Raw genomic sequence first — 15,654 nt, 5'->3', positions numbered from 1 at the left:
TGCTGTACGCTATATTGATTCTTTTCGCTTCGTGACAACACAGATCCCATTGATCCGCGTGTCGGGATACCCCCCGTCGCCGTCCTTTTCGGCGGCCTTACACATATCCCAGACGACGTTCAGGCCGGTCGTCACCCCCTCCAACGCCTCCATCTCACAGCCGGTTTTGCCCGTTGTCTCGACGGCGACGGTCAGCTCGATCCGGTCGTCGTCGACCGAAAACTCGGTGTCGACGTTCGTGATCGGGATCTGGTGGCACATCGGGATCGACTCCCAGGTGTGTTTGACCGCCTGAATCGCGCCGATCCGGGCGGTGGCGAGCACGTCGCCCTTCCCGATGTCGTTGGCTTCGACCGCCTCGATCGTCGATGGCTGGAGGTGGATAGCCCCCTCGGCGACGGCCCGGCGGTCGCTGTCGGGTTTGTCGCCGACATCGACCATCTGGGCTGTCCCCGAGTCGTCGGTGTGGGTTAGCTCGGCGGCCTCGTCGGTCGTCGACTGCGTTGGCTCCTCTGTTGGCTCACTCATCGGTTGTCAACGCCTCCGGGAGCCGGTCGAGTAGATCTGTCGCTACGAGGCTGTCGCCGACGGCGTCGGCCGCCAGATCGCCGGCGTGGCCGGTCACGTAGGCACCGACCGACGCGGCCGCCCGTGGTGCCTCGGTCGCCAGAAGTGCGCCGACCACCCCCGCCAGCACGTCGCCGGTGCCGCCGACGGTCATCCCGGGGTTGCCGGTGCGGTTGATCCGGGTTGTCTCACCGTCGCTGATGATGTCGTGGGTTCCTTTCACCAGCACCGTGTGCCCGAGCTCGGCCGCGAAATCGCTAACCTGGTCGGCCAACTGCTCGCGGTCGTCGGCACTCGGCCCGCCCATCCCGACCAACTCGCCTTGGTGTGGCGTACAGACCAACGTTGCGTCGGTGTCGACATCGGGGACGACGCTCAGGGCGTCGGCGTCGACGACGACTCGACCGTCGTAGGCGTCGAGAAATGCGGCGACCGCCGACCGTGTCGACTCGCTGTCGCCGAGCCCCGGGCCACAGACGACCGCGTCGACACCGGCGGCTCGTGCCAGCAGATCGTCGACCACACTTGGTGTCACTTCCTCGCCGGCGAGGGGGTGGACGATCAGGTTCTCGCTGTACCCCTGTACCTGCGGCGCGACCGACTCGGGGCAGGCGACATTAACGAGATCGGCACCGGCTCGGAGAACGGCCTGGCCGGCCAACGCCGGCGCGCCGGTGTAGGGGCCACCACCGATCACCAACAGCTCGCCGTTGTCGCCCTTGTGGCTCTCGGCGACCCGATCGCGGCCCAGGAGATCGCCCGGGCCAACGAACCGCTCGGCGGCTGCCGGGATCCCGATGTCGGCGACGGTCACCTCGGCATCGAGGGCGTCGAGACCGGGCTTGGTGTCGTGGAATGTGACGACGTGATCGGCCGCGACCGCATTGCCGGCGGCGCGCCCGGTGTCGGCATCGACGCCGGAGGGAACGTCGACGGCGACGACCGGTGTGTCGGCGGCGGTGATCCCCCGTGCTGCTGTCGCCGCCGGCTCTCGGAGCGCGCCGGTAACGCCGGTGCCGAGCATCGCGTCGACGATGCAGTCGACCCCTGAGAGATCGAGGTCGCCGATGGCGGTCGAATCGGTGATCGTTGTCGTTGGTATCTCGGCAGCTTGGAGGGCGGCCCAGTTCTCGCGGGCGATGTCGGTGCCGATGCGATCCGGATGGCCGAGCAGAGCGACTTGGACATCGTAATCGGAGAGAAACCGTGCGGCGACGAAGGCGTCGCCCCCGTTGTTGCCACGACCACAGACGAGGATCACGCGGTCGCCGGGATCGACGTACTGTCGGACGACACGGGCGACGGCGTTGCCGCTTGACTCCATCAACTGCTTGCGTGGGACACCGAGGGCCGCCGCGTTCGCGTCGACGGCCGCCATGCGGTCGGCGGTGAGCATACCCTCGCTCGGTGGTCGAGGGAGTTAATCGTCGGGGTCGGTACTAGGGCGGTGTTCAGATAAGGATTGAAAAGTGAGGCGTCACGCTTTCTGAGTGCCTATGCCAGAATTCGGACGCCTCAGCGGTAGTATCGGCCAAATCGAGTTAGACTTTGTGGAACGAGAAGCGACACCGGCGTTTCTGATGAAACTCAGTATTCAGCTCCATCTGTCTGGACTTTCACTTTCGAATACTGTTCGAGTTCTTGAAATATTCGGTGTCAAACGTGCTCGATCAACTGTGCATAACTGGATTCATAAGGCCGATCTACAGCCCGCCTCTGGAAAGAACCCGGATCACGTTGCGGTTGATGAGACCGTGATCCAGCTCAACGACGAACAGTACTGGCTGTATGCCGCAGTTGATGCTGAAACGAACGAATTACTCCACACAACGCTTGAACCAACCAGAACCACGATGATAGCGCAGACGTTTCTCGCTGAAGTCAGTGAGAAACACGACGTTTCCGAGGCAGTGTTTCTGGTTGATGGAGCCCAGTCGTTGCAAACTGCGTGTCGTCGAAAGGGCTACGATTTCAGATATGAAAAACATGGAAATCGGAATGCCGTCGAACGTGTCTTCAGAGAAATAAAACGACGAACTATCTGTTTCTCGAATTGTTTTAGCAATGCTTCAGCAGAGACAGCCGACGACTGGATCAGATCGCTTAGTTTCGCATGGAACCAGCTTATCTGAACACTATCGGTACTAGATCGCACATTTTTCAGGAGAATCGGTGTAGAAAGCCCTCGACTCTCTCGGCTCCCGGGACTCTCACGGCTCGCTTCGCTCGCCGTTCGAGCGTGTCGCGGTCTCCCTGCGGTCGACCGCGCGCTCGCTGCGCTCCTCGTCGTTCGCGTTGCTCACTCCTGCGGTGCTTACGTCGTCCGGGTTCGCCGGGAGAGCCTCGCCCTTTCATTCCGCCAGGCCGTGGTTTGATCGGCTGGTCGACCCGCTTTCTTGACTGCTCGTTTCTAAAATCGGATTACTGGTCAGCGTCAGAAGAAGGATTCCTGCAGGAAGCCGATGTAGTCCCGCACCGACAGCGCGAGCGTGATCGCAAGCACGATCGGCACCACGTAGCGCAGCGTCGTCAGCCAGACCGCCTCGATCCGGCCGTCGCTGGTTCGGCCCTTGCCGAGCTCTTCGATCGCCTCGCCGGCGTACACCCAGCCGATGAAGATCGACAACAGCAGCCCGCTGAGAATCAGGAGGATGTTGTTGGCAAAGAGATCGTAGGCGTCGAGATAGGTCAGATCGAGAGCGGTCGGAATCCCGACGACGAACAACACCGCCGCCATCCCGAGGGCTGTCGGCACGCGGTCGACATCGAAGGTGTCGGTGACGTAGGAGACGACGACCTCGAAGATGCTGAACGCGCTGGTCAGCGCGGCGACCAACAACATGAGGAAAAAGACGCCGCCGAGGAGCGTCCCGCCGGGCAACTGTTGGAACGCACCCGCGAGGCTGATGAAGATCGAGCCGGCTCCGCCCTCGCCGGGCTCGATCCCCTGGGTAAACAGGAACGGGAAGACGACCAGCCCAGCCAGTAGCGCGATCGCCGTATCGAGGACGACGATGATACCCGCGTCCTGCAGGAGATTGCGATCCTCGCCGATGTAGGAGGCGTAGGTGATCATGATCCCCATCCCCAGCGACAGGGTGTAGAACGCTTGGCCGGCCGCTGCCGGCAGGATCGAGACGGCGTCACCGACGATCGTGCTGAGATCCGGCGCGAGATAGTAGCTGTAGGCGGCTCCCGCGCCGTCGAGTGTCGCGCCGTAGCCCGCCAGCCCGACGAGCAGGACAACGACCGTCGGCACCATCACCGTAGCAGCCTTTTCGAGCCCGTTGCGGATCCCGAGGGCGACGATACCGGCGACCGTCGCCATGAACAGCCCGTGGTAGGCGATAGCGTTGGTTCCGGACGCCGTACTCAGGAAGAACGCCTCGGCGTCAGCCCCATAGCCGCCGGTGAAGCTAGCGACGACATACTGGATCACCCAGCCGCCAACGACGCTGTAGTACGAAAAGATGATGAACGCGGCGATCGCGCCGACCGCGCCGGCGGCCTTCCAGCCGGGGTGGCCGAGTCGCTCGAAGGCCCCGATCGGGTTGCGGTTCGATCGCCGGCCGATAACGAACTCGACGAGCAACACCGGAACGCCGACGCCCACGACCAACAGCAGGTAGACGACGAGAAACGCCGCCCCACCCGACTCACCGGTGAGGAAGGGAAACCGCCAGATGTTGCCCAGTCCGACCGCGCTGCCGGCCGCGGCGAGGATGAAGCCGATGCGTGTCGCCCACGTTGCGCGTTCGTCCATTGTTCGCCCGTTGTGTGAACGCCCAGATAAGAGCGTTTGTTGCCGCCGACAATCGGTTGCGGAACCCTTTTTGCGCCCGTCGCTGTCGGAGATAGCAATGACTGGTGGTCGCCGATGACGATGGACGACCGCATCGAGGAGCTGCGGGCCAAGCGCGAGGAGGCCCGGCAAGGCGGCGGCGAAGACCGCATCGCCAAACAGCACGACAAGGGCAAAAAGACCGCCCGCGAGCGCATCGAATACTTCCTTGATGACGGCAGCTTCCATGAGTTCGACCAGTTCCGCACCCACCGAAACCACACCTTCGGGATGGAGGAACAACAGCTTCTCACCGACGGGGTTGTCACCGGCTACGGCGAGGTCAACGGCCGCACCGTCTTCGTCTTCGCCCACGATTTCACCGTTTTTGGTGGCTCGCTGGGCGAGGTGTTTGCCGAAAAGATCTGTAAGGTGATGGATAAGGCGATGGAGGTCGGCGCGCCGGTCGTCGGGCTCAACGATTCGGCCGGTGCCAGAATCCAGGAGGGCGTCGGCTCGCTTGGCGGGTTCGGTGAGATCTTCCAGCGCAACGTCGACGCCAGCGGTGTCATCCCCCAGATCTCGGGCATCTTCGGGCCGTGTGCCGGCGGCGCGGTCTACTCGCCGGCGATCACGGATTTCGTCTTCATGGTCAAGGAGACCAGCCACATGTTCATTACCGGCCCCGATGTGGTCGAGACGGTCACCGGCGAGGAGGTCAGCTTCGAGGAGCTCGGCGGCGCGGTCACCCACGCCTCAACGTCGGGAGCGGCTCACTTCGCCGAAGGCGGTGAGGAGGAGGCCCTCGACAACATCGCTCGTCTGCTGTCGTACCTCCCGCAGAACAACGTCGAAGATCCACCACGCGTCGACCCCTGGGATGATCCCGACCGCGATACCACGACCGCCGGCGAGATCGTCCCCGACGCACCCAAGAAACCCTACGACGCAACCGAGGTCGTCGCCGACGTTGTCGACGAGGGCTCGTTTTTCGAGGTGCACGAGGACTTTGCGAAAAACCTCGTCGTCGGCTTCGCCCGCCTCGACGGTCGGTCGGTCGGCGTCGTCGCCAACCAGCCGCGGGTCAACGCCGGCACCCTCGATATCGAAGCCAGTGAGAAGGGTGCGCGGTTCGTCCGGTTCTGTGATGCGTTCAACATCCCGATCGTCACCTTCGAGGACGTCCCCGGCTTCATGCCCGGCACTGATCAAGAGCACGGCGGGATTATCCGCCACGGCGCGAAGTTGCTGTATGCCTACGCCGAGGCGACCGTCCCGCTGCTCACCGTCATCACGCGCAAGGCCTACGGCGGCGCGTACTGCGTGATGGCCTCGAAACACATCGGCGGCGACGTGAACTACGCGTGGCCGACCGCCGAGATCGCCGTCATGGGGCCGAAAGGCGCGGTCAACATCCTCTACTCCGAGGAACTCGCCGCGGCCGACGACACCGAGGCTCGCCGCCAAGAGCTGATCGACGAATACCGCGAGGAGTTTGCCAACCCCTACACGGCGGCCGACCGCGGCTTTATCGATGCGGTGATCGAACCCGGCGAGACACGCCAGCGACTGATCGACGACCTGGAGATGCTGCTGTCGAAACGCGAGGACAAGCCCTCGAAAAAACACGGCAACATCCCGATCTAACGCCATGTCGCCGCCAGCCATCGATGCCGAGGCCCTCGACGGACTTGACGATGCTAACGACGCGGAGGCCGCCGCGATCGCTGTCGCCATCGCGGCCCACCTACGAGACCGGGAAGCCGCTGCGGCCGCAGCCGCGGCTGCCGCAGCCGGTGACGAGGAAACGGGCCGGCGATCATGGGGGTTCGCCGGCCGGCTTTCCGGGATCGCGGTTTCGGCCAAGCGGCCGCCGGCATCGACGCCGGCTGATGACTGGACGGCCGCCGATCGCGCCGATCGCTTCTGACGCTGACTGTACCAATCGGTTCTGACACCGACAGGCGTACCGCGGTCGCCGGAGTAGTTCTATCAGATTCGATATCATTACCCCGAGCTATATTACCATCGCCGACATGCATCCGTCAATGACAGCAAACCAGCCTGATATCGATGCCGAGGGGGCCTTTGAGTTTGGCGCGGACACCAACGGATCCAGCGACGCAGCCGTCAGCGGCGATCTTGACGATACGATCGCCGATGTGTACACCGCATCCGAAGACGTTGCCGCCGGCATCGAAGAGATCTCCGATCGTGCACACAAACAGTCGAACAACATGCGGGAGGTCTCCGCGGAGGTCTCGGATCTCAGTGCGGCCGTCGAGGAGATCGCCTCCTCGGCCGAGGAGGTTGCCACCGCCGCCGAGGAAGCCGACGATCGCGCCGAGGAGGGCGAGGCAGCGACCCAGGAGGTCGTCGAGGCGATGACCGAGATCCAGTCGGCGACCGAGGAGGCCGTCGAGGAGATCCGGACGATCCGGGAGGGCGTCGAGGAGATTACCGCACTGGCCGACGTGATCGACGAGATCGCCGACCAGACGAACCTGCTCGCGCTCAACGCCTCGATCGAGGCCGCCCGTGTCGGCGAGGAGGGCGAAGGCTTTGCGGTCGTCGCCGACGAGATCAAATCCCTCGCTCAGGAGTCACGCGAACAAGCCGAGGATATCGATGCCACCGTCCAGCGGGTCACCGAGGACGCCGCCGGTGCGGTCGACACGCTTGAATCCAGCGTCGATGAGGTCGAAACCGGGATGAACCGCGCCAACAAGGCGAAATCCAGTCTCGACGAGATCACCGACGCTGTCGGCGAGGTCTCAGCCGGAGTCGACGAGATCGCCGCCGCGACCGACCAGCAGGCCCAAAGTGCGAGCACCGTCGCCTCGATGGTTGATGAGACCGCGAGCAACGCCGACGAGATCGATAGCTCAACTGAGGAGATCAGTGACCGCATCGAGGAACAGATCGCCATGCTCGATCGACTTCGGTAACGGATCGCTGTCGGCGCGTCGTGGGTTTTTCTGGTCGTTGTGATCCGTGGGAGCGATGCCGCAGGCCACGGTAGGGCGTTCGTTCGTGATCGACCGATAGAATCAGGTGACCCTTCGGTCAATGGGGCCACAAGAATGTTCAGGAAGGTTCTGGTTGCCAACCGCGGTGAGATCGCGGTTCGGGTAATGCGCGCCTGCGAGGAGTTGGGCGTCCGAACCGTGGCTGTCTACAGCGAGGCCGACAAACACGCGGGCCACGTGCGCTACGCCGACGAGGCCTACAACATCGGCCCCGCACGCGCCGCCGACTCCTATCTCGATCAGGAGGCCGTCTTGGAGGCCGCCGCGAAAGCCGGCGCGGACGCGATCCATCCAGGCTACGGGTTTCTGGCCGAAAACGCTGAGTTCGCCCAAAACGTCGTCGACAGCGGGTTCATCTGGGTTGGGCCCGACCCCGACGCGATGGAAGCCCTCGGCGAAAAAACGAACGCCCGTGCGCTCATGCAGGAGGCCGACGTGCCGGTCGTCCCCGGGACGACCGATCCTGTCTCCTCGGTTGATGAGATCACCGCCGTTGCCGACGACTACGGCTATCCCGTCGCCATCAAAGCGGAGGGTGGCGGCGGCGGCCGCGGGCTGAAAGTCGTCCACAGCGAGGACGAGGTCGAAGAGCAGTTCGAAACCGCCCAACGCGAGGGCGAAGCCTACTTCGATAACAGCTCAGTGTACGTCGAAAAATACCTCGAAGCACCGCACCACATCGAAGTCCAGATCCTCGCCGACGAACACGGCAACGTCCGGCATCTCGGCGAGCGTGACTGCTCGCTGCAGCGTCGTCACCAGAAGGTTATCGAGGAAGCTCCGTCGTCGATTCTTGACGACGAACTGCGCGAAGAGATCGGCGAGGCAGCCAAACGCGGCGTCGACGCGGCGGGGTACACCAACGCCGGCACCGTCGAGTTCCTCGTTGAAGACGGCGAGTTCTACTTCATGGAGGTCAACACGCGGATTCAGGTCGAACACACCGTCACCGAGGAGATCACCGGCCTCGATATCGTCAAATGGCAGCTCCGGGTCGCCGCCGGGCAGGAACTCGATTTCACACAGGACGACGTTGAGTTCGACGGTCACGCCATGGAGTTCCGGATCAACGCCGAGAACGCCGCCGCGGATTTCGAGCCGGCGACCGGCACCCTTGAGACGTACGACCCCGCCGGCGGCATCGGCGTCCGCATCGACGACGCCGTCCGGCAGGGCGATGAGATCGGCGGCGACTACGACTCGATGATCGCCAAGCTGATCGTCTCGGCGTCAGATCGGGAAGAATGTCTCACCCGCTCGGAGCGCGCCCTTGCGGAGTTCGAGATCGACGGCTTCCACACGATCATCCCGTTCCACCGGCTCATGCTGACCGACGAGGCCTTCTCGAACAGCGAGCATACGACGAAATACCTCGACGAGGAGTTAGATCACAGCCGGATCGAGGAAGCCGTCTCCCAGTGGGGGCCGAGCGATATCGGCGACGGCGAGAACGAAGACGCGGACGACGACACCGAATCGAGCGAACGCGAGTTCACCGTCGAGGTCAACGGCAAGCGGTTCGAGGTCAACCTCGAAGAACACGACGCGCCCGCGATCGACCTCGGTGCGGTCGACGCCGGCAGCGACGACGGGATGTCGCGGCCACCACAAGCCGAAAGCGACGACGAGAGCGAGGCGGTCAGCGTTGAGGGCGGCGACACCGTCACCGCCGAGATGCAGGGGACGATCCTCTCGGTCGATATCGAGGAAGGCGACGAGATCGCCGCTGGCGACGTGGTCTGTGTACTGGAGGCGATGAAGATGGAAAACGACGTGGTGACCGAACGCGGCGGTACCGTTACCGAGATCATGGTCGAGGAAGGCGACAGCGTCGATATGGGTGACGTGTTGGTCGTCTTGGAATAATCACACCCCGAGACGGCGACTACTCGTCGGTCGCCAGCGGCTCGACGCGGAATATGTAGTCTGCATCGGCAGCATCGAGGTTCGCCGGACGCTCCTCGGCGGCGTGGTCGGCACACAGCTCCGCTCGCGCTTCGACGAGCCCGTGACCGGTTTCTTCCTGGTAGCGTTCGACGACGACAAACGCTGCTGGCTCCTCGCAGTTCCGCCGATAACAGCCCTCGGGCTCGCCCGCCTGTGGTGGTTCGGTCTCGTCGGCGCGTGCTTGGGCGTCTCGTATCTCCCGTTCCTGTTGTCGCTTGGTCTCGTCGTGGGCCTGCTTGTCGCGGCCTTGTTTCGTGTCGGCCATACCTCTCTGAGGTTCGTGACGGGGATAACGCTGTGGCCGAGCCTCGGTTGGCTAGCGGGTGCGTCGCTCGACGAGCAGTAACGCCGCCAAGCCGAGAATGATGAGCGTGTAGGCACCGGCAGCCATGAGCGCGGCGGCCTCGTCGGCGTACTCGCCGGTGCGGAAGATGATCGCTTTCCGAACCATGGCGATGACGCCGGTGTAGATCACCAGCCGGACGATCTGCCGGGTGTCGCTTTCCTCCGTGTAGGCGATGACGGTGTGGTAGACCTCGACGATGATGAACAGCAACAGCGCGGTGTCGATGAAGCCGACGACGACGAGCGGGTCGGTGATGCTGCCGTTGGCCGCGCTCTGGAAGATCTGCAAGCCGAGATCGAAGACGCCGATGGCGAACAACACGACGAGGACGAGCGCGGCAACCACCTCGACGTACCGCAGGAGCGTGCCGCTGTAGGCGAGCACCCGGTCGTCGGGCGACTCGATCCGCGACTGCGGGCCGCCGTCGACCTCGCCCGGTTCCTCGTCCATGTGGTTCCGTGGGGCTCGACACCTATCAGTTCGTGGCTGACACCCGGCAACGGTTTTGGGGCTGGCAGCGAAACCCGACCCATGGCGACGATCAAGGATAGCGTCCACGACCACATCGAGATCACGGGTGTCGCCGAGGCCCTGCTCGATACGCCGACCGTCCAACGGCTGCGCCACATCAGCCAGCTCGGGACGGTGCAACTCGTCTACCCTTCAGCGAACCACACCCGCTTCGAACACAGTCTCGGCGTCTACCATCTCGCCGACCGCGCGCTCGACGAACTGGGGATTGAAGGCCGGCAGGCCGAGCGCATCCGGGCGGCCGCGCTGCTCCACGATGTCGGTCACGGCCCCTTTAGCCACAACATCGAGGAGCTCACCCATCGCAAGACCGGGAAATACCACGACGACGTGGACGAACTCCTCGCGGCGGGCGAGGTCGGCGAGATCCTCCGCGAACACGATCTCGATCCCGGCCATATCGCCGGACTGGTCGCCGGCGACGGCCAGTTCGGCCAGCTGGTCTCCGGCGAACTCGATGTCGACCGGATGGATTACCTCGTGCGGGATGCCCACCACACCGGCGTCCCCTACGGAACGATTGACACCGAGCGACTGCTCCGCGAACTCACGTTCGTTGACGGCGAGTTGGTGCTCGCGGCGGGCAACGTCCAGACCGCCGAGAGCCTGTTGTTGGCGCGCGCATTGATGAATCCGACCGTCTACATGCATCCCGTCGCCCGCATCAGCAAGGCCATGTTGCGCCGCGCCAGCGAGCGGCTGTTGGCGACGACCGATCTCGACGCCGACGAGCTCCGACGGATGGACGACCACGACCTGCTGGTCGCGTTGCGGCAGACCGACGCCACCGCCGCATTCGCCGAGCGGTACGACGATCGCCGGCTGTTCAAACGCGCTGTCTGGGCGGAACTCCAGCACGTCCCCGACGATCTCCTTTCGCTCGATCACGACGAGATCCGGGAGTTGGAGGCGACCGTCGCCGACCGCGCCGACATTGCCGAGGGTGAGGTAATCATCGAAATTCCGGAAAAACCGTCGATGCGGGAGTCCTCGACGCGCGTCGTCGTCAACGGCGAGATCCGGAACCTCGGCGCGCAGTCGCCGCTGGTGAGCGCGCTCCGAACCGCCCAGCGCGGCCAGTGGCGACTCGGCGTCTACACCACGCCGTCGGCCGCCGAACGGGTCGGCCGGCTCGCGGCTGAGGAACTCGGGCTCGAAATCCCCGGCGGGCTTGTCACCGAATCCCGACAGGGACTGCATGCGACGCTCGACGAGTTCGAGTAGCCAGCACAGGCGACGCCGACTAGTAACTATCATACCGGCTCCAGCCCCTACAGTTAGGTGTGACTACATGGGTAGAGACGCCGGCCGACGGTCGGGGTCGTGGGCCTCGCGGGATCGCTCGCGCGTGGGCCGAGGTGCTTGTTCGGCCGCGGCGGTTCTTCACGAACGGTGTCGCCCCCGGCGATCAGGCTCCCGGCCTCGCCTTCGCCGTCGTCGTCGCCGTGATCTACGTGAGCGGCCTGTTGGCCGTCCAGCCCGAGACGATCCTTGATACGTCGGTCGTCCCGATCCTCGGCGACAGCCCCGGGGTGACGATGGTGTTGGTCGTCCTCGTGACGGCCGTCGTCGCCGCCCCGGCCGGGCTGCATCTGACGGCGGCGATCCAGACGGTGTTGTTGATGCTGACAGTGAAAGATCGCGCTGGCGTCAGCGAGACGGTACAGGTCGTCGCCTACGCGACCGCGCCCTGTGCGCTGGCGTGGCTGCCGGTGCCGGCAGTGGCGGCGGTCTGCACGCTGTATGGGGCCGGATTGCTGATCCTCGGGCTCGCGGTTGTCCACGAGACATCGCTCCTGCGGGCGATTGTTGCGGGTCTGATTCCGGCAACCTTGGTTTTCGGTATCGGATTTCGTGGGCTCTGGGTTCTGGCGTCAGTCGTGGGGTAGCTGACAGCCGCGTTTCGACAACCGTTAAAGGGAGGCCCCCTAGTTGCAGCACAAATGGGTACCTGTATCATCTGTGGCACGCCCGTCGACGGCGGCCACGTTTGCGAGAGCCATCAAGAAGATGTCCTTTTCGAGTTCCGTGGCAACAACGCCGCGCAGCTCGTTCCGAACCGCTTCTATGCAGGAACGGTCGACGGCTACGCCGACTTCGGCGTCTTCGTCGATATCGCCTCCGGTGTGACCGGCCTGCTGCACCGCAGCGAACTCGATCGCCGACTCGACAGTCTCGATTGGGAGCCCGGCGACACCGTCTGTGTCAAGGTGACCAACGTCCGGGATAACGGCAACATCGATCTCGCCAAATCGATCCGCCAGTCCGAACGCGAGTTCCGCGGAAAGATCATCCTCGATGGCGACGGCGAAACCCTTCCCGACGCCGATGCGGAGGCACCAGACCCGGAGTCGACACCGGCTGAGTCAACCGCCGACGGCGGCTCAGCCACCTCCACGACGACCGGGGGCGATGACGATGCTCCTATCAGCCCGACGACTGACAGCGAAACACCGTCGACACCTGACACCTCCGAGGAACCGTCGATCGAGGCGACGAACGATCCGACACCAGCCGAAACCGACGGTGATGCAGCAGCCGTGACCGAGGCCGACAGCAACGACGTGGAAGCTGAATCCGTTGCTGACGACGCTGGTGCTGATACAGATACTGCCGACACTGAGTCAGTCACCGACACTGACGCCGAGACGAACGGTACGGCGGCCGTCGCTGTTGCCGAGTCCGACGACGATGCCGCCAGCCCGGATTCCGAATCAGCCGCCGTCGACACCGACACAACTGTCGGGGAACTTACTGACAAGGTCGGCGACTCGGTTCGGCTCGCGGGCGAGATCGTCAGCGTTCGCCAAACCGGCGGGCCGACGATCTTCGAGCTCCGCGATGAGACCGGCGTTGTCGACTGTGCGGCGTTCGTCGAGGCCGGCGTTCGCGCCTACCCCGACATCGAGGTCGGCGATATCGTCCGCCTCGATGGCGAGGTCGAACAGCGGCGTGGCGAGCTCCAGGTCGAAACCGAGGAGCTTGTCGCCCTGGAAGGGTCGGATCGTGAGGCTGTGACCGATCGGCTGGCCGACGCGCTGACCGACCGTGCCCGGCCCGACGAGCTCGATCCGATCGGCGACCACGAGACGGTCACCGAGATGAGCGAGTCGCTGCTGGACGTTGCCGAGGCGATCCGGCGGGCTGTGCTGGAATCGCGGCCGGTCGTGATCCGTCACCCAGCGACCGCCGCGGGCTACGTTGCCGGCGCGGCCATCGAGCGCGCTGTGTTGCCCCTCGTCCGTGAGGAACACGCCCGCTCCGATGCCGAATACCACTACATCGTCCGCCGGCCGCTGGAGAACGCGGTCTACGACATGGACGATGCGACCAACGACGCGACCCAGATGCTGCAGGATCGGGATCGCCACGACGAGAAGCTCCCGCTGTTTTGTTTCGTGGGTGCGGGCTCGACAGCCGATTCCGTCGACGGCCTCGGGCTGCTCGGCGTTTACGGTGCCGAACGGATCGTCCTTGATGCGATCGCGGCCGACCCCGAGGTCGGCGATGTTGCCGAACAGGTCGTCACCGGCGACGCGCCTGATCTCTCGATCGGCGCGCTGGCGGCGACGCTTGCGGCCGCGCTCAACCCCGACGTGAGCGAGGAGATGCAGCACCTTCCCGCCGTAAGCTACTGGGAGGAAACCCCCGAGGCCTACACCGCGGCCGCCGAAGCCGCCGGCTACGACGCCGAGCAGGTGCGACATCTCCGAGAGGCGATCGCCCTTGAGGCGTACTACCAGTCCTACCAGGACAAACGCGAGCTGATCACGGATCTCTTGTTCGACGACGCCGGCGGGCTGGCCGGCCACATCGCCGAACAGTTCCGCGAAAAGCTCGACGATGAGCTCCAAACCGCCCAGGCCAACCTTGATCGCCGTGAGCAGGATGGCGTCGGGGTTGCGGTGCTCGATACCGATCAGTACACCCACCGCTTTGATTTCCCGCCGACAACGCTTCTCCTTGATGAGCTTCACTACGTCGAACGCGACGACGATGCGTTCCTCACGGTCGGCGTCGGGATGGACGAGCTGTATCTCCGGAGCAGCCAGCCGATCGATCTTCGGGCGGTCGCCGATGCGGCCGCCGAGGCTGCCCCCGAGGCCGACGTGACCGCCCGCGGGATCCGAGATGGCCGGATCGAGTTCCTTTCGGGGCGACGCGAGGCCGCACAGGAAGCCGTTATCGACGCGGCTGTCGGCCAGTTTGAGTAGCGGACGCGCCGCCGGCCGGCTGTCGATGGTATGGTGATCGACGCCGGTATTCGCATTGATCAACGCCGGTGTGTCACGGTGTCGCAAACGTATCGTATCCTTGGCAGGTACATGAAATGTTTTATACCGCCGTGAGCATAGTTAGTACCAAGGCACTGGTGTCGTATCACCTGCGGCGACCGAACCTTACCACCATGTTCACCAATACTGAACGCGGTCAGGTCGGGATTGGAACCCTTATTGTGTTCATAGCCATGGTGCTCGTCGCCGCGATCGCCTCCGGTGTGTTGATTACGACCGCCGGACAGCTCCAGTCGCAGGCCTCCCAGACCGGCGAGGAGACGACATCGCAGGTCAGCGATATTCTCCGGATCACGGACGTTATCGGCGTCGCCAACGAGAGCGGCGGGACGACAGAGATCGAAGAGCTTGAAATAAAGATCCGCCTCGCCTCGGGGGCCGATGCTGTTGAGATGAACGAAACCTCCTACACGATCGCCACAATGGGCGACAGCAACGCTGCGACCGTCGTTTCAGGCAACGAGACCACCACCGGGCTGAGCTACAACCAGTCCCAAGGGTTGGAGGATGGCGAAACAACACTCTCCGACCAGGATCAGGTTATTATCGCAAAGCTGGATCTCACAGAGATCGATGAAATAAACACGCTCGCGGCTGACGACAGTGTCTCGATCAGTATCGAGGCTCCGGCCGGCGGCCGAACGGTCACGGAAAAACAGGCTCCCGGCCAGCTGGAGGACGGCAGCTCCTACGTGCTCTCATAATCGCCTCGCCGCGGGCTGTTTTGCTTGTCGATGGTTGTCTGAGATTATCCTGTCGGCTGATTTGGGTTGATAGCGGTCGCTCTGTCACCACTGTGGTCTGATCTCGCTTGTGGGCACCGAGTGTCAAACAGGGATATCTTTTTGCGTCCAGACCATAATATACTATCATGAATAATTCTCAGACCACCCGTCGGGTAACAGGGACTGTCACAACCGAATTAAACCGGTACGGCGCGATGACTCTCCGGTCTGAGGCTAACGAGACGTTTCAGATCGTCGACTGCGCATCCTCGGGGCTCGCAGCCGCACTCGACGAGCTGGGGGTCGGTGAGACGGTGACCGTGACGCTCACCGAAGCCCCCTGCCGCGGCAACGGCTGGCAGGTGATCGATACCGACGCCGAAACCGACACCCGCCTCGTCGCCTGAGCTGATCTCCCGGAGACGGTGTCCGC

General features: G+C 63.9%; 15 protein-coding genes. 10 read left to right on the top strand and 5 right to left on the bottom strand.

Annotation, left to right across the window (positions count from 1 at the left end; genetic code table 11):
- Positions 1-9 precede the first annotated feature (9 nt).
- Both moaC and EWF95_RS11885 read right to left on the bottom strand, forming a co-directional pair.
- Positions 10-528, bottom strand: coding sequence for a cyclic pyranopterin monophosphate synthase MoaC (gene moaC / locus EWF95_RS11890; RefSeq protein ID WP_142444292.1), 519 nt, complete (start codon positions 526-528; stop codon positions 10-12).
- Positions 521-1,963, bottom strand: a complete 1,443-nt coding sequence (locus tag EWF95_RS11885) for an NAD(P)H-hydrate dehydratase (protein ID WP_142444291.1) — start codon at positions 1,961-1,963, stop codon at positions 521-523. Before EWF95_RS11885 ends, moaC begins: the two co-directional genes overlap by 8 nt.
- 100 nt (positions 1,964-2,063) lie before the next feature.
- Here EWF95_RS11885 and EWF95_RS11880 point away from each other — a divergent pair, with 100 nt between their 5' ends.
- Positions 2,064-2,699: an IS6 family transposase gene (locus EWF95_RS11880; protein WP_142444290.1), complete on the top strand. Its 636-nt coding sequence runs from the start codon at positions 2,064-2,066 to the stop codon at positions 2,697-2,699.
- A gap of 302 nt (positions 2,700-3,001) precedes the next feature.
- On the opposite strand, the gene EWF95_RS11875 is transcribed toward EWF95_RS11880, so the two are convergent.
- On the bottom strand, positions 3,002-4,330 hold the full coding sequence (locus tag EWF95_RS11875; protein WP_142444289.1) for a sodium-dependent transporter: 1,329 nt from the start codon (positions 4,328-4,330) through the stop codon (positions 3,002-3,004).
- A gap of 120 nt (positions 4,331-4,450) precedes the next feature.
- Here EWF95_RS11875 and EWF95_RS11870 point away from each other — a divergent pair, with 120 nt between their 5' ends.
- The 4 genes from EWF95_RS11870 to EWF95_RS11855 all read left to right on the top strand — a co-directional run bounded on the left by EWF95_RS11870 (position 4,451) and on the right by EWF95_RS11855 (position 9,243).
- The gene (locus EWF95_RS11870) at positions 4,451-5,995 is read left to right on the top strand and encodes an acyl-CoA carboxylase subunit beta (RefSeq protein WP_142444324.1); all 1,545 of its coding nucleotides are present in this window, start codon (positions 4,451-4,453) and stop codon (positions 5,993-5,995) included.
- Positions 5,996-5,999: 4 nt separating this feature from the next.
- Positions 6,000-6,278, top strand: coding sequence for an acc operon protein (locus tag EWF95_RS11865; protein ID WP_142444288.1), 279 nt, complete (start codon positions 6,000-6,002; stop codon positions 6,276-6,278).
- Positions 6,279-6,396: 118 nt separating this feature from the next.
- On the top strand, positions 6,397-7,296 hold the full coding sequence (locus tag EWF95_RS11860; protein ID WP_185911782.1) for a methyl-accepting chemotaxis protein: 900 nt from the start codon (positions 6,397-6,399) through the stop codon (positions 7,294-7,296).
- A 135-nt stretch (positions 7,297-7,431) separates the two neighbouring features.
- The gene (locus EWF95_RS11855; protein WP_142444286.1) at positions 7,432-9,243 is read left to right on the top strand and encodes an acetyl-CoA carboxylase biotin carboxylase subunit; all 1,812 of its coding nucleotides are present in this window, start codon (positions 7,432-7,434) and stop codon (positions 9,241-9,243) included.
- Between the two features lie 19 nt (positions 9,244-9,262).
- Here the strand turns inward: EWF95_RS11855 and EWF95_RS11850 are convergent, their stop codons facing one another.
- The gene (locus tag EWF95_RS11850; protein WP_142444285.1) at positions 9,263-9,589 is read right to left on the bottom strand and encodes a hypothetical protein; all 327 of its coding nucleotides are present in this window, start codon (positions 9,587-9,589) and stop codon (positions 9,263-9,265) included.
- A 51-nt stretch (positions 9,590-9,640) separates the two neighbouring features.
- Positions 9,641-10,120: a phosphate-starvation-inducible PsiE family protein gene (locus EWF95_RS11845; RefSeq protein WP_142444284.1), complete on the bottom strand. Its 480-nt coding sequence runs from the start codon at positions 10,118-10,120 to the stop codon at positions 9,641-9,643.
- Between the two features lie 81 nt (positions 10,121-10,201).
- Between EWF95_RS11845 and EWF95_RS11840 the strand changes: the two genes are divergently transcribed.
- The 5 genes from EWF95_RS11840 (at position 10,202) to EWF95_RS11820 (ending at position 15,628) form a co-directional block, all read left to right on the top strand.
- Complete coding sequence (locus tag EWF95_RS11840; protein WP_142444283.1) at positions 10,202-11,425, top strand: HD domain-containing protein; 1,224 nt, start codon at positions 10,202-10,204, stop codon at positions 11,423-11,425.
- A 59-nt stretch (positions 11,426-11,484) separates the two neighbouring features.
- On the top strand, positions 11,485-12,090 hold the full coding sequence (locus tag EWF95_RS11835; RefSeq protein WP_142444282.1) for a YIP1 family protein: 606 nt from the start codon (positions 11,485-11,487) through the stop codon (positions 12,088-12,090).
- A gap of 54 nt (positions 12,091-12,144) precedes the next feature.
- On the top strand, positions 12,145-14,415 hold the full coding sequence (locus EWF95_RS11830; RefSeq protein WP_142444281.1) for an OB-fold nucleic acid binding domain-containing protein: 2,271 nt from the start codon (positions 12,145-12,147) through the stop codon (positions 14,413-14,415).
- Positions 14,416-14,609: 194 nt separating this feature from the next.
- Complete coding sequence (locus EWF95_RS11825) at positions 14,610-15,200, top strand: archaellin/type IV pilin N-terminal domain-containing protein (protein ID WP_142444280.1); 591 nt, start codon at positions 14,610-14,612, stop codon at positions 15,198-15,200.
- A 236-nt stretch (positions 15,201-15,436) separates the two neighbouring features.
- Entirely contained in the window at positions 15,437-15,628 is a 192-nt protein-coding gene (locus EWF95_RS11820) for a hypothetical protein (RefSeq protein WP_142444279.1), read from the top strand.
- Positions 15,629-15,654: the final 26 nt, after the last annotated feature.

Origin of the sequence: Halonotius roseus, from assembly GCF_006861655.1 — an archaeon.
In the GTDB taxonomy this organism is placed as follows: domain Archaea; phylum Halobacteriota; class Halobacteria; order Halobacteriales; family Haloferacaceae; genus Halonotius; species Halonotius roseus.
This window is presented reverse-complemented; position numbering and strand designations above follow the sequence as displayed.

What these genes read in the sequence shown, in the direction of transcription:
- moaC (WP_142444292.1), bottom strand. Translation starts at nt 528, where the DNA reads ATGAGTGAGCCAACAGAGGAGCCAACGCAGTCGACGACCGACGAGGCC.
- EWF95_RS11885 (WP_142444291.1), bottom strand. Translation starts at nt 1,963, where the DNA reads ATGCTCACCGCCGACCGCATGGCGGCCGTCGACGCGAACGCGGCGGCC.
- EWF95_RS11880 (WP_142444290.1), top strand. Translation starts at nt 2,064, where the DNA reads ATGCCAGAATTCGGACGCCTCAGCGGTAGTATCGGCCAAATCGAGTTA.
- EWF95_RS11875 (WP_142444289.1), bottom strand. Translation starts at nt 4,330, where the DNA reads ATGGACGAACGCGCAACGTGGGCGACACGCATCGGCTTCATCCTCGCC.
- EWF95_RS11870 (WP_142444324.1), top strand. Translation starts at nt 4,451, where the DNA reads ATGGACGACCGCATCGAGGAGCTGCGGGCCAAGCGCGAGGAGGCCCGG.
- EWF95_RS11865 (WP_142444288.1), top strand. Translation starts at nt 6,000, where the DNA reads ATGTCGCCGCCAGCCATCGATGCCGAGGCCCTCGACGGACTTGACGAT.
- EWF95_RS11860 (WP_185911782.1), top strand. Translation starts at nt 6,397, where the DNA reads ATGACAGCAAACCAGCCTGATATCGATGCCGAGGGGGCCTTTGAGTTT.
- EWF95_RS11855 (WP_142444286.1), top strand. Translation starts at nt 7,432, where the DNA reads ATGTTCAGGAAGGTTCTGGTTGCCAACCGCGGTGAGATCGCGGTTCGG.
- EWF95_RS11850 (WP_142444285.1), bottom strand. Translation starts at nt 9,589, where the DNA reads ATGGCCGACACGAAACAAGGCCGCGACAAGCAGGCCCACGACGAGACC.
- EWF95_RS11845 (WP_142444284.1), bottom strand. Translation starts at nt 10,120, where the DNA reads ATGGACGAGGAACCGGGCGAGGTCGACGGCGGCCCGCAGTCGCGGATC.
- EWF95_RS11840 (WP_142444283.1), top strand. Translation starts at nt 10,202, where the DNA reads ATGGCGACGATCAAGGATAGCGTCCACGACCACATCGAGATCACGGGT.
- EWF95_RS11830 (WP_142444281.1), top strand. Translation starts at nt 12,145, where the DNA reads ATGGGTACCTGTATCATCTGTGGCACGCCCGTCGACGGCGGCCACGTT.
- EWF95_RS11825 (WP_142444280.1), top strand. Translation starts at nt 14,610, where the DNA reads ATGTTCACCAATACTGAACGCGGTCAGGTCGGGATTGGAACCCTTATT.
- EWF95_RS11820 (WP_142444279.1), top strand. Translation starts at nt 15,437, where the DNA reads ATGACTCTCCGGTCTGAGGCTAACGAGACGTTTCAGATCGTCGACTGC.